The 21,199-nt window shown below is 62.4% G+C and carries 18 protein-coding genes; 15 read left to right on the top strand and 3 right to left on the bottom strand.

Translation table 11 applies throughout. The annotated features are described in order from the left end of the window. Positions 1-6: 6 nt before the first annotated feature. The gene (locus tag CK220_RS25170; RefSeq protein ID WP_141245223.1) at positions 7-825 is read left to right on the top strand and encodes a Stf0 family sulfotransferase; all 819 of its coding nucleotides are present in this window, start codon (positions 7-9) and stop codon (positions 823-825) included. Here CK220_RS25170 and CK220_RS25165 read toward each other — a convergent pair. After that, a complete protein-coding gene (locus tag CK220_RS25165; RefSeq protein WP_176479201.1) occupies positions 814-1,992 on the bottom strand; it encodes a cytochrome P450 in 1,179 nt (392 codons plus the stop codon). The genes CK220_RS25170 and CK220_RS25165 overlap by 12 nt on opposite strands. 204 nt (positions 1,993-2,196) lie before the next feature. Here CK220_RS25165 and CK220_RS25160 point away from each other — a divergent pair, with 204 nt between their 5' ends. The 8 genes from CK220_RS25160 to CK220_RS25125 all read left to right on the top strand — a co-directional run bounded on the left by CK220_RS25160 (position 2,197) and on the right by CK220_RS25125 (position 11,791). Continuing rightward, positions 2,197-3,120 (top strand): Lpg1974 family pore-forming outer membrane protein, encoded by a 924-nt coding sequence (locus CK220_RS25160; protein WP_176479200.1) that lies wholly within the window; start codon positions 2,197-2,199, stop codon positions 3,118-3,120. A 19-nt stretch (positions 3,121-3,139) separates the two neighbouring features. Beyond that, a complete protein-coding gene (locus CK220_RS25155) occupies positions 3,140-3,997 on the top strand; it encodes an alpha/beta hydrolase (RefSeq protein WP_176479199.1) in 858 nt (285 codons plus the stop codon). A 176-nt stretch (positions 3,998-4,173) separates the two neighbouring features. Beyond that, positions 4,174-6,615, top strand: a complete 2,442-nt coding sequence (locus CK220_RS25150; RefSeq protein WP_095814088.1) for an ATP-binding protein — start codon at positions 4,174-4,176, stop codon at positions 6,613-6,615. A 5-nt stretch (positions 6,616-6,620) separates the two neighbouring features. After that, positions 6,621-7,007, top strand: coding sequence for a response regulator (locus tag CK220_RS25145; RefSeq protein ID WP_095814111.1), 387 nt, complete (start codon positions 6,621-6,623; stop codon positions 7,005-7,007). A 179-nt stretch (positions 7,008-7,186) separates the two neighbouring features. Further along, the gene (locus CK220_RS25140) at positions 7,187-7,579 is read left to right on the top strand and encodes a response regulator (RefSeq protein WP_095814087.1); all 393 of its coding nucleotides are present in this window, start codon (positions 7,187-7,189) and stop codon (positions 7,577-7,579) included. After that, a complete protein-coding gene (locus tag CK220_RS25135; protein ID WP_095814086.1) occupies positions 7,579-9,327 on the top strand; it encodes a YaiO family outer membrane beta-barrel protein in 1,749 nt (582 codons plus the stop codon). The genes CK220_RS25140 and CK220_RS25135 overlap by 1 nt, the downstream gene beginning before the upstream one ends. 2 nt (positions 9,328-9,329) lie before the next feature. Then, complete coding sequence (locus tag CK220_RS25130) at positions 9,330-10,367, top strand: HEAT repeat domain-containing protein (protein ID WP_095814085.1); 1,038 nt, start codon at positions 9,330-9,332, stop codon at positions 10,365-10,367. Then, the gene (locus CK220_RS25125; protein WP_176479198.1) at positions 10,364-11,791 is read left to right on the top strand and encodes a glycosyltransferase family 2 protein; all 1,428 of its coding nucleotides are present in this window, start codon (positions 10,364-10,366) and stop codon (positions 11,789-11,791) included. Before CK220_RS25130 ends, CK220_RS25125 begins: the two co-directional genes overlap by 4 nt. 14 nt (positions 11,792-11,805) lie before the next feature. Here CK220_RS25125 and CK220_RS25120 read toward each other — a convergent pair whose 3' ends face one another. Next, positions 11,806-12,018 (bottom strand): Hpt domain-containing protein, encoded by a 213-nt coding sequence (locus tag CK220_RS25120; RefSeq protein WP_245429393.1) that lies wholly within the window; start codon positions 12,016-12,018, stop codon positions 11,806-11,808. A gap of 239 nt (positions 12,019-12,257) precedes the next feature. Between CK220_RS25120 and CK220_RS25115 the strand changes: the two genes are divergently transcribed. Both CK220_RS25115 and CK220_RS25110 read left to right on the top strand, forming a co-directional pair. Next, positions 12,258-12,905, top strand: coding sequence for a class I SAM-dependent methyltransferase (locus tag CK220_RS25115; RefSeq protein WP_095814084.1), 648 nt, complete (start codon positions 12,258-12,260; stop codon positions 12,903-12,905). A 155-nt stretch (positions 12,906-13,060) separates the two neighbouring features. Then, complete coding sequence (locus tag CK220_RS25110; RefSeq protein ID WP_095814083.1) at positions 13,061-14,833, top strand: SLC13 family permease; 1,773 nt, start codon at positions 13,061-13,063, stop codon at positions 14,831-14,833. Between the two features lie 45 nt (positions 14,834-14,878). On the opposite strand, the gene CK220_RS25105 is transcribed toward CK220_RS25110, so the two are convergent. Next, entirely contained in the window at positions 14,879-15,958 is a 1,080-nt protein-coding gene (locus CK220_RS25105) for a mechanosensitive ion channel family protein (protein WP_095814108.1), read from the bottom strand. 235 nt (positions 15,959-16,193) lie between these two features. Here CK220_RS25105 and CK220_RS25100 point away from each other — a divergent pair, with 235 nt between their 5' ends. The 4 genes from CK220_RS25100 to dctP all read left to right on the top strand — a co-directional run bounded on the left by CK220_RS25100 (position 16,194) and on the right by dctP (position 21,142). Further along, entirely contained in the window at positions 16,194-17,156 is a 963-nt protein-coding gene (locus CK220_RS25100) for a lipid kinase (RefSeq protein WP_095814082.1), read from the top strand. Between the two features lie 27 nt (positions 17,157-17,183). Further along, positions 17,184-18,101: an aldo/keto reductase gene (locus CK220_RS25095; RefSeq protein ID WP_095814081.1), complete on the top strand. Its 918-nt coding sequence runs from the start codon at positions 17,184-17,186 to the stop codon at positions 18,099-18,101. Then, complete coding sequence (locus tag CK220_RS25090; protein ID WP_095814080.1) at positions 18,101-18,781, top strand: DUF6064 family protein; 681 nt, start codon at positions 18,101-18,103, stop codon at positions 18,779-18,781. Before CK220_RS25095 ends, CK220_RS25090 begins: the two co-directional genes overlap by 1 nt. A gap of 1,059 nt (positions 18,782-19,840) precedes the next feature. Then, positions 19,841-21,142 carry a TRAP transporter substrate-binding protein DctP gene (gene dctP, locus CK220_RS25080; RefSeq protein ID WP_245429392.1) on the top strand — a complete coding sequence of 434 codons (1,302 nt, stop codon included), beginning with the start codon at positions 19,841-19,843 and terminating at the stop codon, positions 21,140-21,142. Positions 21,143-21,199: the final 57 nt, after the last annotated feature.

Genomic DNA, 21,199 nt, shown 5'->3' with positions numbered 1-21,199 from the left:
CCAGAAATGCACTTCGAGGAGGCGTATAGCAGGCTTCTTTCGACAGCTTTCGACCGACATAGTTCGTCGAGCAATCCTGCCCGGATCTTGATCTGCACAACGCCGCGGACAGCCGGCCATACCTATTGTATGGTCATGCGGCATCTCGGGCTCGGCCTGCCGACCGAATACTTCCAGTGGCAATTTGCGGTGCCGCTCATGCGGCGATGGGCTGGTGACGATACGATCGACGTCCTGGCACTCGATCGCTTGGCGGCCTTATACGGGAGGCACCTTTTGGACAAGCGCTCGGTGAACGGCGTGTTTGCAGCCAAGCTGTTTGTCGGGAACCTGAATTTTGCCCGCCGCGCGGTCGGCGATGACGACGCCAACTCGTTTTATGTCTTCCTGAGCCGGCGGAACAAGTTTGATCAGACCGTCAGCCTGCTTTCAATGCTCTATACCGGGCAACCATTCGATGGCGGAGAAACGCTGCCGGGAATCCCGACGTTGAAAACGATAAGCCAGAAGGCCGTCATCGACACAGTGCGACACATTGCGGACTGCGAGGTGAGGTGGCGGAGCTACCTTTCGAGGATCGATGCGGCGAGGATAGTCCAAGTCGCCTATGAGGACTTTGTCGCCCATCCATATGAAAATGTCCGGGCGACAATGCGAAACTGGTTTCCAGCGCACGACTTCGATATCGCTACCGTGGCCGAAAGTCGGCGCTATGGAAATGATGCGGCCGTAAAGACAATCATCGCAAGGCAATTCGGAGGCCTGATCCGGGAGCTTTGGCGCGACATGTCTGTCGGGGCGGATCAGAGCCCGTCAGCGCCTTGATACGGTTACCGAGATGCCGCTCGCCGGGCGCAGCGCCAGTGCATAGTCGAAGCGGACAACATCGTCGGCGCGGGCGAATGCGAATTGCCGCACCACCGCGCGAATCGCCTGCTCCACTTCAAGGCGGCCGAGGCGCGCGCCTCCGCACATGCGCGGTCCGGTCAGAAAGGGGATGAAGGCGCGCCGGTCGAAACTGTTGTCGATGAACTCCTTGCGGCTGGCATCGAAGGTCCGCGGATTTTCCCAGAAATCGGGATGCTGGTGCACGCCGACGACAGAAAGCATGACAAGCTGTCCGGCGCGCAACGCCGTGCCGTCCAGAATGGTGTCGGTGCTCACTTCGCGCGTCAGGAATGGAATGGGCGGAAAATACCGCATCGTCTCATTGATGAAGCAGTCGGTGAATGGCGTCTGCGGTCCGTCGCCCAAGATTTCATCATGGATGCGCTCTTGCACTTTCTGGTTCGCGCCGAGCCTGTCGACCACCCACAGCACCGTCGTCACGGTGGTTTCGACTCCGGCGAAGAGGTTCATTACGAACTCCTCGATCGGGGAAAAGCTTTCGATCCCTTGGGCCTTCTCGGCGAAGCGCCCCATCTCGGCAGCCGCCTGAGCGTCTGCCATCAACTGCGAGCCGAAATCCGCAATGACGGCGCGGGCATCCTGGATGGCACTGTTTCTCTCGTCATTGCTCGGCGTGACCCAGGAATAGTACTGGAGTCGACGTAGTACCTCACGCACCCGGTCAAGCAGCGCCGCCGTCGGGCGGGCATCAGCGGCAAGCCCGAACGCTTGGTAGAAAATTTTCAGGGCACCCGCGAGGAGGGCCTGTTGGATGCCGGTAAGCGAGGGCTCGGAGCCGGCAAGACAGTCGCTGAAGATCTCGTATACGCCTGCCTCGTGCGCGGGCTTGGCGGCAGCGAGATAGCGGTCCTGCGTGATCGCGCGCCTCGTCGCCCACTCCTCGTCATTGGTGTTGAACCGGCTGAAGCCGAGCGCCGAGATCAGAGAGAAGTTCTTGCGGAACAGGGTCGCCGCCTTGACGATCGTGTCGACGCTGCCCGGATGGTCGAATACGACGAGGTTGCCGATCTCCTTGGGACCAGCACCTCCCCTGGCATCTTGTCCGCTTTGTGCGAACAGGTTGTAGACGAGATTGTTGAGCATGCCTTCGATTTGCGTGGGATTGCTCACTCTACCTCCATGCCGGAACGCCCCACGACTGCGGCGTCCCTTCCAACCGTCGATGTGCGCTATTGTTGCAAAGACGTGACAGTGACGCCGCAAAGTTGTTGGCGTCCCGCAGCGGGAATATGCCTTTATAAACTTGTCTGCAATAACACGCGGGCTGGATTCTGGGTGGGGATTGAAATGCATTCGCAGGGCAAGGGTAAACTTTTGGCGACGATGGCGGCATCGGCTGCCTCGGCGACAACTATGGGCATGGCCACGGCTCACGCCACAGAGGCACAGCCGTCGGACCAGACCGTCATCGATTCGCGCATCAAGATGTCGTTCGAAGGTTCCTACTTCTGGAACAATGTCCATAAGGACGACAAGCTCAGCAGCGACAAGCTGGGCAACAGCAACGGCGACATCTCCGGGTCGGTCGCATTAACCAAGCAGATTTCCTCGGACTTGGATTGGCGTCTGGCCGGCGCTTTCCATATCGGCAAGGACCGGTCGGTCATCCTTGGTGAAGGACCAGTGACTGATCCAGACGGTATCGCGAGCTTTGGTTACGGCGACGGATACACCTTCCAGGCTTTCGATTTCGACGTCGGCAAGCACGTGAAGGTTCAGCAGGCCGATATCCGCTTCTTCGGCGGCCTGCGGCTCGTGCATTCCGACGAAACGGTATTCGACGTGTCCAATACATTCACGCCCACCAATCCTGCCGACAAGGGGATCTCCGCCGACAAGATGGGCACGTCCGAATACTGGGGCATCGGACCCCGGGCCGGTGCGGAGGCTTACTACCCTGTCGGCGAGAACTGGGGCCTGACAGGGGCCGTTTCGGGCGCCGTCATGTGGGGCCGCCGCATCGACCGCGTCGGTATCAATTTCTCGCAAACAAATCCGGACGCGCATGCCTCCGAGACGCTGTTCAGTCAGGGCTCGAGCGAAACGGTCTCCAATCTGGATGCATCGCTCGGCTTGAGCTGGACGCCGATGGCAAACACCACATTCACTGCAGGCTACAAGATCGAAGCGTGGCACAACCTGCTTGTGAACGCAGACCACGACAATCAGGTTTTCCAAGGCCCGTTCCTGCGCCTCGAAGTAAAGATGTGATCGCAGTCGGTTGACTAAGGTGGCTTCGGATACAGGTTTCGAGTCGAAGTTCGCATCGAACGGCAAAATAAAGCTACATTACATTGCGGCGGGCTCAGGCCCGCCGATCGTTTTTCTGCATGGGTTTCCCGATCATGGTCTCGGTTGGCGCAGGCAACTGGAAGCTCTGTGCGGCAACTTCAGGGTGCTGGCGCCGGATTTGCGCGGCTTTGGGCGAAGCGATGCTCCGCGGGGACACGCCCACTACGCCCTGCTGCCGAACCTGGTGGAGGACGTCCTGTCCGTGCTCGTGGCGGAGCAACTTTCCCAGGCCTCGATCGTCGGCCACGACTGGGGTGGAACGATAGCATGGTGGCTGGCCATGCGTGTTCCGCAGGCTGTACGTCATCTGGTTGTTCTGGCTACGCCTCACCCCCGGAATTATCTTCGTGCCATCGTCGATCCGGCCAACGCCCGATATTTCGCCTATATGCGCCTCTTCCAGGAAGTTGGTGCGGCCGCCTTGCCGGCGCCTGACGAGCTTGCCGCATGGGTTGCCGACGAGAGCGACAGGCAGGCGCTCTCAGCGTCGCTCCGGCATTCCGATCCGGAGGCTATGCTGGGCTACTACAGGGCCAATATTCCGCTCGGCAGGGTGCCGGATATTGGCCAGTTGCCATTGGTGAAAGCGCCGACGTTGGTGATGTTCGGAGCCCAAGACCCCTATGTTCCTGCCAGCGCCTTCGATGGTACGTTCCGGGAGGTCGACAACGTCACATCACTGCTGGCGCTCCCTGGTGCCGGGCATTTCATCCATCACCAGGCCGCTGCCTTCGTCACCCGTGAGATCGAGGGCTGGGTATCGCGGCCACCGTCGAGCTTCCGCAGTCTGGCTTAGAGCCATCCGCCACCGAGATCCTCGACATAGCTCGGCATGATCGCGTCGGTCTGACGGGGGGTCGTCGCCATGTCTCGTATTCGGCGTGTCCCTTTCCAATCAGCCTACTCCGCCCGCTCTTTAGACCTCGGATAGGTTTTGCCGGTATTTGTCGGAAAAAACGGAGCCGGAAAGTCATGACCGAGATCTGGCACTCACTCCTCGCCAATCTTGCCCTGGTCTCCATCCTGGTCGTCGCCTGGGACCTCGTGGCGGATTTCACGGGGCGTCTCTCGCGGCGGGCACAGTCGCTGCTTTTGGGCGTGGTCATGTGCGCGGGCGCGGTCATTTCCATGGCGACGGCCCTGTCCGTCTCCGGCTTCATCGTCGACCTGCGGGCCGCGTTTATCGGTGCGGCCGCGTTCTTCGGCGGATGGCCGGCGATGTTCATCGCTGCTGCCGGCTCCATCGCCTATCGTCTTCATCTGGGCGGTCAGGGCGCCGACGTCGGCGTCATGAGCATCCTGATCACCGCCGTCGTCGGCCTGGCCTGGCACCACATCGTCGCGGTCCGCTCGCGCACCATGTTCGACATACTCGGCCTCGGCTTGTCGGTTGCGCTGGCCGGGCTCATTACGCTTCTGGTCATCCCCTCGCAGGTCGTGACCGGCTTCGTGCAGCAGAGCACGCTGCCGTCGCTCCTGTTCCGCTTCCTGAGCACGTTCATCATCGGCGTGCTGCTCGACCGGCAGCAGCGGCGACGCGATCTCGCCATGTCCAACATGATTTTCCGTGCCATGGTTCGCGAGCTGCCGGATAGTCTCAACGTGAAGGATGCTAAGGGGCGCTTCATCGCGGCCAATCCAGCCACCGCCGAACTAGTGCGCGCCGCCTCGGTCGAGGATCTGATCGGCAAGACGGATTTCGATTTCTATCCCCAGGACGTGGCCGAGCGCTTCAGGCAGGATGAAATGGGCGCGCTGGAGGCTGGGCAGACGTTGCGCATCGATCAGCCCGCGCTCCTGCCTGACGGCAGGCAGGGCTGGCTTTATACGCTGAAGGCGCCGTTCCGCGACGAGGCCGGCAAGATCGTCGGCGTCATCACCTACAATCGCGACATCACCGAGCAGAAGCGAAACGCCCAGCTCAAGAATGATTTCATCTCGACGGTCAGCCACGAATTGCGAACGCCGCTGACGTCCATCCGCGGCTCGCTTGGCCTGATTGCAGCCGGCGTCGCGGGCGAGCTGCCGCCCAAGGCCGCCAATCTCGTCAACATCGCCCACAACAACAGCGAAAGGCTGGTTCTTCTCATCAACGACATTCTCGACATGGAGAAGATCGAGTCGGGCGTCATCACCTTCAAAATCAAGCAGATGCCCGTGCGAGCGGTCCTGGAGCAGGCTATTGCCGCCAGTTCCAACTACATGGCCGAGAGCGGGATCCGCATCGTCCTGATCGACGATGCTCCGCGCGCCGAAGCCAATATCGACCCCGACCGCCTGCACCAGGTGATGGCGAATCTGCTGTCGAACGCGATCAAGTTCTCCGATCCCGGCGGTACTGTCATGGTGAATCTCCAGCGTCGCGAGCGCGACATGCTGCGCATCTCCGTTATCGATCAGGGCGCCGGCATCCCGGAAGCGTTCCGCAGCCGCATATTCGGCAAGTTCGAGCAGGCCGATGCCTCCAGCACCCGCAAGAAGGGGGGAACCGGCCTGGGCCTGAGCATCGTCAAGACCATCGTCGAAAAGCTGGGCGGCGCCGTTTCCTTCGAAAGCGAGGAAGGCAAGGGAACCTCGTTTCACGTCGACCTTGCCGAAGCGCACAGACAGGCCGAGAAGGCGGTTCTGGTCGAGCGCCGGTCGCGCAAGCGCGATGGCCGCCTGCGCGTCCTCATTTGCGAGGACGAGCCCGACGTCGCAGCGGTGATCGCGGCCCTTCTCGACGCGGACGGCTTTTCCAGCGATGTTGCCCCCGATATCGGTACCGCAAAAGCGCTCCTGAACTCCCGTGACTACGTGGCGCTGACGCTCGACATCAAGCTGGCCGGGGAATCCGGCATCAAGCTCTTCCACGACATAAGGGTCTCACCGGTGAATTCCGAGATTTCGGTCATCGTCATCTCCGCCATCGCCGATGAGGCCAGACGTTCGTTGAACGGAACCGCCATCGGCATCGTCGACTGGCTGGAGAAGCCGGTGGATTCGGCGCGCCTTCACGCCGCTCTCGCCAAAATCCTCGCCAGCAAGGTCGAGCGGAGGCCGAGGATCCTCCACGTCGAGGACGACGAAGGTGTCCTTGCCGTGATGTCAGCGGGGCTGGGTCCGGGCGTCTTGATCGCCTCGGCCAAAACGTTGCAGGAGGCCCGCAAGGCGGTCGCAAAGCATCGCTTCGACCTGGTCATCCTGGACATACTGCTTCCCGACGGATCGGGACTGGATCTCCTCATCGATCTGCCGCTGGAAACCCAAGTCATCGTGTTCTCGGCGGCGGAGCTGGATCAGAACCTCGGTGACCGGGTGCACGCGATGATGACCAAGACCAAGGCGTCGGAGATCGATGTCGCGAGGCTGGTTAGAGGCATGTTGGTCTCATCGCTCGATAGCGCCAGACCCGCCTCGAATGCCAAGGAGTGATGATCATGCCGGCAAGGATCCTCTATGTGGATGACGAGGACGACATCCGCGAAATCGCCCAGATGTCGCTGGAGCTCGAGCCGGAATTCGAGGTGCGGTCCAGCGCCTCGGGCATCGAAGCGCTGACCGATGCCGCCGATTGGCGCCCCGACCTCATCCTGCTCGACGTGATGATGCCGGACATGGACGGGCCGGAAACACTGAGGCGCCTGGCCGATTCGCCGCTGACGGCCTCGATTCCGGTGGCGTTCATCACGGCGCGCACCCAGACGCATGAGGTGGAGCGCTATCTCGCCATGGGAGCCGTGGGGGTGATCGCCAAGCCGTTCGACCCGCTGGCGCTTGCGGGCGAGGTGAGAAGGCTGCTTTCGCGGCGTTCCGGCCAGGTTTAGCCGGCGAGAAAGCCGCGCCAAGATGCCTGTCGGCAAGGTCGGTTTTGCGTTTACCGCTCCTATACCATGGCCCAATATTCATCTAGTGATTGTATCGAAATGCGGCCGCCGCGAATCGGCTTTAACTATGATCGCGCGGCGTCATCACTCCGGGGGGCGACGGAACCGGAGCAGGACTGGTGGATGGAGCGAAGGCAAGAGTTCTGATCTGCGATGATGATCCCTTGTTGCTCGAGCTGATGGAATTCAGGCTGAGGGCGAAGGGATACGAGGTCATCAAAGCGGTGGACGGCGCCGAGGCGCTGGCCAAGGCGGAGCAGGACGGCCCCGACATCATCGTGCTCGACGCGATGATGCCCAAGACCGACGGCATCGAGGTGCTGGCGCGCATCAAGGGCGACCCGGTGCTGTCCCAGACGCCCGTCGTCATGCTCACCGCCCGCAAGGCCGAAAAGGACATCGTTTCGGCGCTTGAAAAGGGCGCCGACGATTATCTGGTGAAGCCGTTCATTCCCGAGGAGCTATTGGCCCGGCTGGCGCGTCTCATCGCGCGCAAGGGCGGGAAGCGCTGATGCGGCGCCGCCGGCGCTTGAGCCTAGCCGCATGCCTGATCCTGGCTATCGCCGCCGCTCCCCGCGCGGCGCTGGCGCAGACTGTCGACGAGCTCTACGCATCCGGCGTCAAGGCCAGGCAGGCGCAGCATTTCGACGAGGCGGCCGATCTTTTCCGGCGCGCGTTGGCCCTTAAAGCTGACAATGCCGACGCTCTCGTGCAGCTTGGCTTCGCCGAGCTCGGCCGCAACGATTTGCCGGCGGCGCGCGAGGCATTTTCCAGAGCGCTCTCCCTTGCCGCGACCTATCGCGATGCGAGCTTCGGCATGGCCGAGGTCGAATTCCGCTCCGGCAATCTGGATGCGGCGCTGCCGCTCGCCGAGAAGGTCGCTGAGGCAGAGCCCGGCAATGCCGAGGCCGCGGCACTTGTGGAGAACATCCGCAAGGCCAAGCAGGCCGGCCCGGCGAAGCCGGTTCCGGCTACCGCGCCGCGGGCGAAGGAGCCGCCCCGCCGGCGGCCCGATCCTGTGGCCATCCAGTTGGAGCAGGGCAGGCGGCTGCGGGCGGCGGGAAAACTGCCCGAGGCGGAGACGGCCTATCGCCGCGCCCTCAGACTGGCGCCTAGGAACACCGACGTACTGGTCGCCCTCGGCCTCGTTGTGGGCTCCAGCCAGCGCTTCGACGAGGCCGGCCAGTTCTTCGACCGGGCGCTTGCGATCAAGCCCGGCCTTCTCGACGCGCGGCTGAGCCAGGTCCGCCTGGCGATTTGGCAGGGTGACGCGCCGCGCGCCCGCACGCTGGTCGACGATGTCCTGGCCTCGGCGCCGGACGATGTCGAGGCGCTCAACCTTGATGCGAGGATCGCCTTGCTCGAGGTCGACAACCCGCGGGCCGGGCGATCGTTCCAGCGCGCGCTGGCGCTCGATCCGCGCAATGCCGAGGCGCTGGTCGGGCTCGGCGATGTGCGCCGCGCCGAGGGCGACGACGCAGCCGCGCGGCAGGCCTACACCCAGGCGCTCGCCATCGAGCCCGGTTCCGCCGATATCGAGCAAAGGCTGGCCGTGCCGCCGCCGCGTAAATGGCGGCTCGACCTCGGCAGCGAGGTGAGCGATCTCACCGACGGGCTCGGCGACTGGACCGACAGTTCGGCCGCCCTTGCCTATCAGCTCACTCGGCGCACGACGATCTCCGGCCGTACGCGGCTCGCCACCCGCTTCGGCCGCACCGACGTCCAGATCGAGGGCCGCGTCGACCAGGCCTTCTCGCCGGCCTTCTCCGCCTATGCGTTGGCCGCGGCGACGCCGGATGCCGACTTCCTGGCGCGCTATTCGTTCGGCGCCGGCACGTCTTGGCAGGTCGTGGCGCCGGCGAAGGCCTTCGGCCCGCTTTCGCTCAACATCGACGCCCGCTACGACAATTTCGCCGACGCCGACGTCACCAGCATCCAGCCGTGGCTGCAGGGCTACATCCTCGACGGTCGCCTGGGGCTTTCCGCCCGCTGGGTGCATGCCGAGGACGATATCGGCACGCGCGCGGACGGCTATGTGCTTCGCGCCGATCTGGCGGTGACGCCGCATGTCAATCTCTTCGGCGGCTATGCCGACGCCCCGGAAATCTCCGACGGCACGCTGGTGCCAACGCGCACCCTCTTTGGCGGCCTCTCCTTCGACGTCAGCGATCCGCTGACGCTGCGCGCCAGCATCGCGCATGAACAACGCCCGACATTCGACCGAAGCATATTCGGGCTCGGGCTGACCGCGCGGTTCTGACCATGTGGTACATCTGGGATCTCTCCATACTGCTCAGCGCGCTCTCCCTGCTGATCATGCTGTTTTTGATCGCGCGCCGCTTGCTGCGGGAGCGCCGGGACAGCGCCAGAGCCGGACAGCGGCGCCAACTCCTGACGGCGCTGATCGCCTTCACCGAAGACCGCGACCGCCAGACGTTGAAAACGACCATTTTTTCGGTGCCGCCGGGCGTGGCGATCGAGGCCGGCTTCGAGTTCATTTCGCTGCTGCGCGGCGAGGAGCGTGACGACGTCCTTGTCGCCTTCAACGAATGCGGCCTGCCGGCTCTCGTCGGCAGGCAGCTGGAACGGGGCAACGTGGCCGAACGCATCCACGCGGCCGAGATGCTGGCGGCGTTGGGGTCGCAGAATGCGACGGCAAGCCTGCTTTCGGCGCTGGACCAGGACCGCTCGCGCGAAGTCAGGATCGCCGCCGCCATCGCGCTCTGCGATCTCGGCAGCCTGCCCCTGCTCGGCGTCGCGCTGGACAAGATAGGCGTGGCGGGACAGCGCTCGCGACGCGTGATCGAACTGTTCAGGCGCTTTCCGCGCACGCGCTTCAACGAGCTTGCGATCCATGCATCGCGCGTCGACGCCGTGCCCTTCATCAGGGCGGCCGCGATCGATGCGCTCGCCCGCGCCGGCGGTTTCGGCTTCGCCGCCTTCTTCGCCGGCTTGGCCGGCGATGCCTCGCCCGAGGTTGTCGCCGCGGCGCTGCGCGCGCTGGGCCTTACCGGACACGCCGATGCGCCGGCGATCCTGACGAGCGCGATGGCAAACGACGACTGGGACGTGCGCGCCGCCGCCGCCGAGTCAGCGGGACGCCTCGGCCTTCCCGAACTTGCCCCACCGCTGTCCAAGCTGCTGGACGACGAGGTCTGGAACGTGCGCTATGCCGCCGCTAACGCGCTGCGCTCCTTTGGCCAGCCGGGCGAGCGGCTGCTGCGCCAGATTGCCGACAGCGAGGTCTCGCGCAGCCAGCGCACCGCCTCGCTCATTCTTGCCGAGGGGCCGGCCGCATGATTGCCGACTGGAGCGACGAGATCGTCCTTGCCGCCACCATCCTGTCCTGGTTCATCATCGCGGCGGGGCTGGCACAGACGACGATCTATCTGCTGCAGCTCGTCCTCGCCGGCTACGCGCTGTCCAAGCGCCCGCCAGTGGCGCGCTCGGCGCTGCTCTGGCAGCGCTACGGCGAGGTCGCGCCGCCGATCGCGCTTCTGGTGCCTGCCTATAATGAGGAAGTGAATGTGGTGGAGAGCGTCCATTCGATGCTGGCGCTCGAATATCCGAATTTCGAGGTCATCGTCGTCAATGACGGCTCGAAGGACCAGACCTTGCAGCGCCTGATCGAGGGCTTCAAGCTGGTGAAGTTCCACCGGCCTTACGAGGACGCGCTGGCGCACCAGCCGATCCGCGGCCTCTATTCCTCGCCGATGACCGAGCGGCTGTTCGTGGTCGACAAGGAGAATGGCGGCAAGGCAGACGCGCAGAATGCCGGCATCAATGTCTGTCGCGCGCCGCTCTTCTGTGTCATCGACGGCGACTCCATCCTCGAGCCCGATGCGCTGATGCGCGCCGCCCAGCCCTTCATCGACGACCCCGAGCGCACCATCGCCGTCGGCGGCACGATCCGCATCGCCAACGGCTCGAAGATCGAGGCCGGCAGGGTGCGCGAGGTGCATCTGCCGCGCCGCCTGCTGCCGCTCTTCCAGGTGGTCGAGTATCTGCGCGCCTTCCTTATGGCCAGGCTTGCCTGGAGCAGCGTCAACACGCTGATGCTGGTGTCCGGCGCCTTCGGCATGTTCCGCCGCGCCGAAGTGGTCGCGGTGGGCGGCTTCACCAAGGGCTCGATGGGCGAGGACCTCGACCTCGTCATCAAGCTGCACCGCCACATGCGCGACAAGAAGCGCAAATACCGCGTTCAGTTCATTCCCGAGCCGGTGTGCTGGACCGAGGCGCCGGAAACGCTGAGCGTGCTTGCCCGCCAGCGCACGCGCTGGCAGCGCGGCGCGCTCGAATGCTTCTTCCGCTACCGCGCCATGTTCTTGAACCCGCGCTATGGCCGCGTCGGCTTCCTCGGCTTCGGCCACATCTTCATCGTCGATGTGCTGGGGCCGGTGGCGGAGGTGCTGGGCTATATCCTGATCCCCGCCTTCTGGCTGCTCGGCATCCTGTCGGCCGAATATCTCCTGGCCTTCACCTCGCTGATCTTCACCTATGGCGTTTGTGTCAGCGTCTGCTCGCTCATCCTGGAGGAGGCCGAGCTGCAGCGTTTTCCGCGCGCCAGGGATCTCGCCGTGCTGACGGCGGCCGCCGTGATCGAGAATTTCGGCTACCGCCAGCTCAACAATTTCTGGCGCGTCAAGGGCTGGTGGCAATTCTTGCGCGGCAACCAGGGCTGGGGCGAGATGACCAGGACCGGCCTCGGCGCCGCGAAGAAGTGAGCCGGCCGACGGCGTCAGGCCAGCGTCCGCTCGATCTCCGCGATTAAAGCATCGAGCGCCGCGCGGACATCGCCGCCATCCGCCTGCTCGACGAGCAGCGTCTCCAGCTCTGACGCCCGTGCGCTGATCTCCGCAAAGCCGAAAGTGCCGGCGGCGCCGGCGAACGAATGGGCGAGCCTGGTGACGTCGGAGCCGGGCAGGGGAGTCGCCTCGCGCGCCGCCTGCAGCTCCGCGAGCTGACCGGCGCAGCGGGTGAGGAAACGTTGGCGCAGGGGGGCGAAGGGGTCGGTTGAGATGGGGTGCTCCTGGGTGAGGCGGTATTCAAGCAGAAAGCGGGGCGCGGTGGAATGGCAGGCGGGCTTTGTCGCTCATCTGTCGCGCTTGCTTGGCTACGTCGCGGCCCCGCCAGTTACGCCGCGTTTAGCGCCGCCGTATAAGGAATGGGAATCCGGAGGGCAGCACGCTGATGTTGGACAATTACGAGGTGGACCGATTTGGCGTGATCCACCAGATCGACTTCACGCCGATCAAATACGACAAGCAATATATTTCCTATTACGAGGACCTGAGCGACCGGACCATCAAACTCGGATATCAGCGGCTTGGCTGGGTGCTGGGAATGACCGGCGCGATTCCCCGCTCGGTGCTGGAGATTGGATATGGCACCGGCACCTTCATCGAAGCCGCGAAGATAACCGGGGTCGCCGATTGTGCCGGCTACGATATCGCCGAGTTCCCGCTGCCCGCGGGTGTCCGCTTTGTCGGTTGGGAGGAGGCGCTGGCCGGCTCGTGGGATCTCGTCGCCATGTTCGACGTGCTCGAGCACATCCCGGATCTCGGTTTCCTCGACCGCCTGCAGACCCGGCACCTGGCCGTCGCCGTCCCTTATTGCCGCTGGCGTGAGCTCGGCGCCGACGGCGACGCGTGGTTCCGAACCTGGCGTATGCGTCTCCCCAACGAGCATTTGCACCACTTCGATCGCGACTCGCTGGTGGCACTCCTCGCCCATAGCGGCTTCGAGTGCGTGACGCTGAACTGCTTCGAGGACGGCATCAGGCTGCGGCCCGGCGAAGCCGGCCCGAACATTCTGTCCGGCTTCTTCAGGAAGCGATAGGCCAGTTTGCATCCGCGCCCGAAGGAGCCGGGCGAGGGGACCGCGCTCATGCGCGATGGCCTCCAGCGGCGCGAGCAGCCCAAGGCCGTCGGGGCCAAAGCAACGAAGGAGCAGTTTGGGCGTTCTGATCAGCCGCTTGTGGAGCAGCCGAAGACATGACTATGCCGCAAATTCTGTCGTTCGCCGTCACCTTCGTGATGATGGCAGCGTTCGTATGGGGTCGCTATCGGTATGATCTCGTCGCTGCTGCGGCACTGTTGCTCGCTCTCGCCGTTGGGATTGTGCCCTTTGACAAAGCCTTCAGCGGGTTTAGCGACGATATCGTGATCATTGTCGGCAGTGCTCTGCTGGTGAGCGCAGGCATAGCGCGATCGGGCATCATGGAACTCGCCATCCAGCGCTTTGCTCCGAAATTGTCGGGAGTTCGGTCGCAACTGGCGCTGCTGGTGATCGTGGTGACGTGCCTGTCTGCCTTCGTCAAGAATATAGGCGCGCTGGCGATCATGATCCCGATCGCCTTTCAGTTCGCGCGCCGGTCCAGCACTTCACCATCGATATTTCTGATGCCTATGGCGTTCGGGTCATTGCTCGGCGGTCTCATGACGCAGGTGGGCACTTCCCCGAATATCGTTGTCTCGCGAGTGCGAGAGCAGTTGACCGGAACGGCGTTCACAATGTTCGACTTCGCACCCGTCGGAGCGGCTGTCGCAGCCGCCGGAATGATCTTCCTGCTGTCTTTCTATTGGCTGTTGCCAGTGCGCGAAAAGCTCGGCGGGGCGCTGAATGAAGCCCTCGACATCAAGGATTACCTCACAGAGGCGCGAGTTGTCGGCGATTCCACCGTGCTTGGGAAAACCGTCGCCGACGTCATGAAGCTTGCCGGCGGCGATGCCGTCGTGACGTCGATCCTGCGCAATCGGACGATGCGGATGACGCCGCTGCCCGATGCTGTCCTGAAGGTCAACGACATCCTGTTGCTCGAAGGCGACCCGGCGGCGCTGGATCGCCTTGTCTCGCAAGGCAAGCTCAGCGTCACGGGCGATCGGGTGAATGATGACGTCACCACCAGCGAGATGGTAGCTATTGAGGCCGCAATTGGCGAAAGCTCGCCCTTGATCGGCTGGACGGCCCAGCGACTTGCCCTCTACGATCGCTTCAGCGTCAACCTCCTGGCTGTCAGCCGTCGCGGCCAGCGCCTCGACCGCAGGCTCGCCAATGTCGAGCTAAGGCTCGGCGACGTCGTCGTGCTGCAGGGCAATGCAACGCGAATGCCCGAGACCTTGCGTGAACTCGGCTGCCTGCCGCTGGCAGAAAGGCCTATCCTTCTTGGTAGCGTTCGCAAAGGCATCGCGCCCGTGGCAATTCTCGCCCTTGCCATGCTCACGACTGCCGTTGGCCTGCTCCCTGTTCCCGTCGCTTTCTTTGCGGCCGCGGTCGGGATAGTGCTTTTCAAAGTCATCCCGCTCCGCGACGTCTACCAATCGCTGGATGGCCCCATCCTCGTCATGCTCGCCGTTCTCATCCCGGTGAGCGATTCGCTGCGCACTACAGGGGCGACCGGACTGCTCGCCGCCGAGCTTGCCAAGTTCGGGACCATTCTTCCGGCGCCCGGCGCACTGATGCTCATCCTCGTCGCCGCCATGGCAGTGACGCCATTCCTCAACAATGCCGCCACTGTTCTTGTCATGGCGCCTGTCGCCTCGGAATTCGCCGCCGATCTGGGCTATAGGCCGGAAGCATTTCTGATGGCTGTCGCGATTGGCGCCGGCTGCGACTTCCTCACTCCGATCGGGCACCAATGCAACACCCTTGTCATGGGGCCGGGAGGCTATCGTTTCAGCGACTATCCGCGTCTGGGGCTGCCGCTATCGTTCCTTGTCGTCATTGTTGCCGTGCCGATGCTGGCGATCGTATGGCCAATGAACTGACAAGCTATAGACGGATGTGAATGACCTCGCTGGGATGCAGGAAGTTCACCTCAAATTGCTCTTTGGAAACAGCACGCGATCGGGTTCTGCATTCATTCGCGCCAGCATTTCCTTGATCAAGCGTGTTTTGGTGCGCCCCGCTTCCTTGGGCGGCACGAGGTAGCGCACGATGGCTTCGAGCCAGGTATTTTCGCTGACGCGAAAATGGACCACCGGATGCTCCTTCACTTGCAGTTCGTCCACCGGGGTTTTCGACAGGATGTCCTTATAGACCTTCACCTTCTGGCTCATGATGTCGCCGATCTGCTCGTCGACGACCTCTCTCATGGTTTTGGCCACGAATTCCAGATCGCTCTCATAGGCGAGCTGGAACTTGATTTCGTTCCAGACATAGGGAAACAGCGGCCAGGAATAGTTGAAGACCGGCGTGTCGAACACGGTGGAGTTGGGGAACTTGATGACCCGTCCGCTCGGATGATCGGTCCAAAGATGTTCCCCGCCGAATTCCCATAACGTCGTGTCGAGATAGCTGACATCGATGACATCGCCATGGGCATCGCCGATGCGGATCCGGTCGCCAACGCGATAGGGCGCCCTGGCCAGAATATAAATCCAGGCGATGAAACTGGAGATCGGCATTTGCAGCGCAAAGCCGAGTGTCAGCGAAATCAGCCCGAGCGAAACAACGGCTGCGTACCAGTTCACGAACAGAACCGAGATGGCCACAAAGACGACGGCGACCACGACGATCAATCGAAAAATTCGTTTCAGGTTGAAACGCGAGACACGATTGGGAATTCGGCCGATGAGAAAGACTTCGATGACATTCGCCACCGTCAGCATGACGAAAATGAGAACGCCGCCCCAGACATAATTCAGCACGCGAACCCGCAAAGGCGCGTCGAGCCATTCCAAGCGCCAATTGATGAGAAGTTGGACGGCAAAGAGCAGCAGGGCAGCGGCCGCGAAACCAGCCGCCCACCAGAGGTCTTCCTTGCGAAAGCTGAAGCGGAATTTTTCCTCGGGCTTTTGCGCCTGCTGCTGGATCGTTTTCGGATCGGCAGTCTGCTGTGCGGCCCGTTCGAGCCGGGAAAGGTTCTCCTGTTCTTTGTCGCGCGGTCCCATGGGTTTGCCATCCGATGTCGCATCAACATCCGGCAGCGCCTTATCGTTCCCCGGCGGCGGCATCGGGATGAGTGCGCGATATGCGGTCGCACCAGGAGGCACATGGATAACGGGGCGATGACCACGTGGCTCCGGACGTACCTGCGAAACGGGTCCAAAAACGTCGGTTGCGGTCGAAATTCGGAAGCAAACGCCCTATCTGCGTAGAGCCATGAGCTATCGGACCGATCTTTGAATGAGCAAATTGGCTGAAGGGCGCGCCTTGCTGCTCGTTAATCCCAATGCGCGGCGCGGCCAGGAGCAGATCGCGCCGATTGTGGAGCGGCTGGAGCGAAGCCGGCTTTCCGTCACCGTAGAGAAGTTCGAGGCGTTGCCGGAGATCGCTCGTGACATCGTTCGCTTACGCCATATGGCCGATCTTGTGGTTGTGTGCGGCGGCGATGGTTCGGTGTCGTCGGCGGCGATGGCAACAATGGAAAGCGGCCTGCCGATGGGCATTATTCCCATGGGAACGGCGAATGACCTCGCTCGCACACTCAATATTCCGATGGATCTCCTGCAGGCCGCCGATGTGATCGCGCGAGGCCGAACCCGGCGGATCGATGTCGGCACGGTTAACGGTCATGCCTTCTTCAACGTCGCCAGTATCGGGCTCAGCACTGAATTGGCGCAGGGTCTCGACCCCGTTCTGAAGAAGCGTTTCGGCAGGCTGGGCTATGCGCTGGCGGCGATGAAAGTGCTGACCCGGGCCGTGCGGTTTCACGCCAAGATTACCGAGAAAGGCGCGGCGATCGAAGTCGAAACCTACCAGATCGCGGTTGGAAACGGTCGGCACTACGGCGGCGGCAACGTCGTGGAAGAGACCGCCGAGATCGATGACGGACATCTCGATCTCTATAGCTTGGAAATGACGAATCTCTGGAAGCTGGCGCTGATGATCCGCTCTTTCCGCTCTGGAACGCATGGCGCCTGGCGTGAGGTGCGCACGGCCAGGTGCGTCGAGTTCGACATCGAGACCCGGAAGCCGATGCCGGTCAACACCGATGGTGAGATCGTCACGTCGACGCCGGCCCATTTCAAGGTTCACCCAAAGGCGATCTCGGTCTTTGCACCTCCGAGCGTGGGCAGTCCAGGCCGCACGGAAATGTTTCGTCGAGCAACCAGCGCAGACCTCGAATTGTCGGCCTTGCGGCGCTGACGCTGCGCAAGAGCGACGGAGACGCTTATGACGACGACCCGGAGGACATTCGTCCAAGGCTCGGTCGCGGCAGCGACTGCCGCCATGATGCCGACGCTCGCGCTAAGTCAGCCTACCGCGCCGGCGACGCGGCCCATCCCGTCATCCGGCGAGATGATCCCGGTAGTTGGGCTCGGCACCTGGATCACCTTCAATGTCGGCGACGATCCGGTACTCAACGACGAATGCGCCGACGTGATGGCTGCCTTCTTCAAGGCGGGCGGGCGGCTGATCGATTGCTCGCCCATGTACGGCTCGTCCCAGCCCGTCATCGGCCGCGGCCTCGAAAGGCTCGGCCGACCTGGCGCGCTTTTTTCGGCGGAGAAAGTCTGGACTTCCTCCAGCGCAAGTGGAAGCGCGCAGATCGAGCAGTCGCGCCGCCACTGGGGCGTGCAGCGCTTCGACCTCGTTCAGGTCCATAATATCGTAGCCTGGGAGGCGCATCTGCAAACGCTGTCCAAGATGAAGGCGGCAGGCCAGATCCGCTATGTCGGCATCACTACGTCGGAGGGGCGCCGGCACGATCTCTTCGAAGAGATCATGCGCGGCCAGCCACTCGACTTCGTGCAACTCACCTACAACATCGTCGACCGCGAGGCGGAGGAGCGGCTGTTGCCGCTTGCGGCCGATCGGGGCATGGCCGTGATCGTGAACCGCCCCTTCAGGCAGGGTGCGCTGACGCGACGGCTCGAAGGCGAGCCGTTGCCCGGATGGACGATCGAGATCGGCGCCTCGACCTGGGCGCAGTTCATACTGAAGTTCATCCTTTCGCATCCTGCCGTCACCGTCGTCATCCCCGCCACGACCCGCGTCGACCATGTGCGCGAGAACGTGGCTGCGGCCGCAGGACTGCTTCCCGATGCGGCGATGCGCGAGCGGATGGCAGCCCACATCCGCGATCTATGATGTCTGAATGGTTGAGCTATCGGCCGGAGGATTTTCTCCTCTTCTCCCCGCGCGTCTACTGGCGCATGTTCGAGATGCATAACGCCGCGCTTTGGCCGATGCAGGTCCTGGCGCTCGCCGCCGGCCTCGGCATGGTTGTCCTCGTCCATCGGCGGCCTTTTGGCTACGAGCGGTGGATCGCGCTCATATTCGCCCTGATCTGGACCTTCGTCGGATGGTCCTTCCTCTGGTACCGCTATGCGACGATCAACTGGGCGATCGGGTATGTCGCGCCGCTTTTCGCACTCCAGGCGATCCTGCTGTTGATCATCGGCACAATATTCAACGGTCTCACCTTCGACCAGCGCGGCATCGTCGGCTGGACCGGGCTCCTCCTCGCGGCTTTCGGCCTTGTCGCCTATCCGCTCGTCCCGCAGGTCCTTGGACGTCGCTGGTCCGGCGCGGAAATCTTCGGCATCGCGCCCGACCCAACCGTCATCGCCACGCTCGGTGTCCTGCTTTTGGCGCGCGGCAGGCTTCTATTCCTGCTCATGCCGATCCCGCTGCTGTGGTTGCTGCTCAGCGGCTTGACGCTGCAGACCATGGGGGACGCGCAGTTCTGGCTGCCGCTTCTGGCATTCGCTACCGGACTCGCCGCCATCGTCTTCAAGCGGCGACTAGGCGCACCGTGCGCTGAATAGGATTCTCGAAAGCCACGCCGGCGTCTGCATCAAAGCGGCGCAGACTCCGCCAAGTCGCTCCGGCTTGCGGTGGGTGGGGCGAAGCCAGCTTGGCGGTCACCCTGATCTCTGCGCGAGGTTTGGACGTTGCTTGCCAATTGCCACCTGTCGGCCGGCGATGATCACCTCGGTCAGCCAACGAAGCGTGACTGCATAGTCTGCAGGCACGAAACCAGCTTCTGTCGCACTTTTTGATCCATGCGTCCGGGTCGCCGACGTGAATTGGGCTCTCCGGGGTTTGGTGACCGGCCTCTATTAGAGAAGGTCATGAGGCCGGTGATCTTAGACATTTTTTCCAGGGGCGGCCGCAACATAGAGCGGTCTCCTTCTCCCCAACGAGCATTGGCAGCACTTTGACCGTCACTCGCTGGTGGCGCTGCTCGCCCACAGCGGTTTCGAATGCGTGACCCTGAATTGCTTCTAGGACGGGATGAGGCTGCGGCTTGGCGAAGCGGGTCTAAATATTTTGTCGGGGTTTTTTAGGAGGCGGTAGGCCAGATTCCATTGGCGCCTGCGAAGGTAGCGCCGGGCAGGGGACCATGCGCGAGGTCCTTCACTACGTGGGCTGATCGGCCCAGCGGGCTAGGCGGCGCTGCGTAAGCGCGATCGGCAGTTATGCGCCGCATGTCCGCCATTCGGCGATCCTCGGCCGAAGCCTGATAGCTGACATTGCCAACAGCATCGAAGTCGCCACATGCGCAGTGTCGCGGCGAGCCTTCAAGTCAGCGAATGCGTGCGTGATCTGGCGTCGGCAAGGATGGAGAGACGGTCTGTCCAACTCGGCGCGGATTTCAGCGGACCGCCGCGACCGGGTCATCAAATCGTCTTTTGGTAATTCCGAAGCCCTCAAAGGCGGCCGCCATAGGCAAAGTTGGCAATTTGTTCTTTAAGTTGGCGATTGCTTAAATTGCCGTGAGGTTGTCCGGTCGACTCGCCCACTCAAACGGATGGATTTATCAAAACTGCGCGCGCATAGTACGGGGCCAGGCGCGCTATGATTGAAAATGTCCGCGCTGCGCTATGTTCACTTGCAGGCTGCGCTGGCTATTTTCGCTATCGTTGCGGCGCCGACAACTCGGTTGGAAAAGGTTGCAAGAAGGGACAGACCAAAAGCGGCGTCCCATTTGTCATTGGTCTAAGTGCTTTTTTCGAGACCGGCGGCGGCGCATTGTTTTTCCGCTTGCCAAGCAGGGAGGAAAGACAATGGACGGTGAAACGCATTCTCAATCAAGGCGAGGTTTTCTGAAGACGGGAGGACTTGTCGCCGGGCTAACCGCGACGGCACTTACCACCCCCTGGGTTCGAAAAGCTGGAGCCGCTGAGACGGTTGCCTGGAAGATCCAGACCTCCTGGCCGGCGGGCGTCGGGCTCGAAACTTTTCAGAACTGGTGTGGAACCATCAAGGAGAAGACTGGAGGCCAACTCGAGTTCCAGCCGTTCAAGGCAAAAGACATCGTTGGCGATTTCGAGCTGCTCGACGGGGTGAAGAACGGCGTTCTGGAAGCGATGAACTCCTTTTCGCTCTATTGGGCCGGCAAGCTCCCAGCCACCGCCTTTCTTTCGTCGTACACCATGGGGTTACGCTATCCGCATGAATGGGACATCTTCTTCTATTCGAAGGGCGGTCTCCAGGCGGCACGCGATCTTTATGCGAAACAAGGCCTGTACTACGTCAACCGCATTCACCATGGCCCGAACATTATCCATTCCAAGACGCCGATCCGCTCGTTCGAGGATTTTAAAGACCTGAAGCTGCGGGTGCCGGGCGGCATGATTGCCGAGACCTTCGCCAAGGCCGGAGCCAAGACGACGCTGCTTCCGGGCGGCGAGGTTTTCTCCGCTTTGGAGAAAGGCACGATCGATGCCGCCGACTACACGGGGCCCGCGGTCAACTGGGCGCTCGGATTCCAACAGGTGACCAAATACATCTCCATGGGCCCGCCAGGACTGATGTCGGTGTACCAGCCAGTCGACCTGATGGATTTCGCCGTCAACATGAATGTCTGGAACCAGCTCCCGGATAATCTCAAGAAGTTCGTAGAAGACGAGATCCAAGTCTATTCGAACATCCATTTCGGCGCGATCCAGAAGGCCGACATGGAGGCCTGGCAAAAATTCACCGATGCAGGCATCGAAATAAACCGTCTTGGCCCAGAAGATCTCCAGAAGTTCCAGGAAATCGCGGTGCCGATCTGGTTCGAGTGGGCCAACAAGGACAAGGACGCGGCGCGCATCTTCAAGCTGCAGCTCGAGGTGATGGAGAACCCGACGGTCGGTTACGTCACTCCGGACATGTATCAGGGACTGACCATCAACCTTTAAGCCCCTGGCGCCCATCCTGACCCGGATGGGCGCCCTTCTCCTGCAGCAGGCGTTCGC

Source organism: Mesorhizobium sp. WSM3860 (assembly GCF_002294995.1).
Taxonomy (GTDB): Bacteria; Pseudomonadota; Alphaproteobacteria; order Rhizobiales; family Rhizobiaceae; genus Mesorhizobium.
Note: the sequence above shows the minus strand (reverse complement) of the source record. Positions and strands in the feature narration are given on the sequence as shown.

Coding starts and splice junctions, on each gene's coding strand:
- CK220_RS25090 (WP_095814080.1), top strand. CDS start 18,101: ATGTCTGAATGGTTGAGCTATCGGCCGGAGGATTTTCTCCTCTTCTCC.
- CK220_RS25105 (WP_095814108.1), bottom strand. CDS start 15,958: ATGGGACCGCGCGACAAAGAACAGGAGAACCTTTCCCGGCTCGAACGG.
- CK220_RS25170 (WP_141245223.1), top strand. CDS start 7: ATGCACTTCGAGGAGGCGTATAGCAGGCTTCTTTCGACAGCTTTCGAC.
- CK220_RS25150 (WP_095814088.1), top strand. CDS start 4,174: ATGACCGAGATCTGGCACTCACTCCTCGCCAATCTTGCCCTGGTCTCC.
- CK220_RS25145 (WP_095814111.1), top strand. CDS start 6,621: ATGCCGGCAAGGATCCTCTATGTGGATGACGAGGACGACATCCGCGAA.
- CK220_RS25110 (WP_095814083.1), top strand. CDS start 13,061: ATGACTATGCCGCAAATTCTGTCGTTCGCCGTCACCTTCGTGATGATG.
- CK220_RS25160 (WP_176479200.1), top strand. CDS start 2,197: ATGCATTCGCAGGGCAAGGGTAAACTTTTGGCGACGATGGCGGCATCG.
- CK220_RS25115 (WP_095814084.1), top strand. CDS start 12,258: ATGTTGGACAATTACGAGGTGGACCGATTTGGCGTGATCCACCAGATC.
- CK220_RS25095 (WP_095814081.1), top strand. CDS start 17,184: ATGACGACGACCCGGAGGACATTCGTCCAAGGCTCGGTCGCGGCAGCG.
- CK220_RS25125 (WP_176479198.1), top strand. CDS start 10,364: ATGATTGCCGACTGGAGCGACGAGATCGTCCTTGCCGCCACCATCCTG.
- CK220_RS25165 (WP_176479201.1), bottom strand. CDS start 1,992: ATGCTCAACAATCTCGTCTACAACCTGTTCGCACAAAGCGGACAAGAT.
- CK220_RS25135 (WP_095814086.1), top strand. CDS start 7,579: ATGCGGCGCCGCCGGCGCTTGAGCCTAGCCGCATGCCTGATCCTGGCT.
- CK220_RS25100 (WP_095814082.1), top strand. CDS start 16,194: ATGAGCAAATTGGCTGAAGGGCGCGCCTTGCTGCTCGTTAATCCCAAT.
- CK220_RS25130 (WP_095814085.1), top strand. CDS start 9,330: ATGTGGTACATCTGGGATCTCTCCATACTGCTCAGCGCGCTCTCCCTG.
- dctP (WP_245429392.1), top strand. CDS start 19,841: ATGTTCACTTGCAGGCTGCGCTGGCTATTTTCGCTATCGTTGCGGCGC.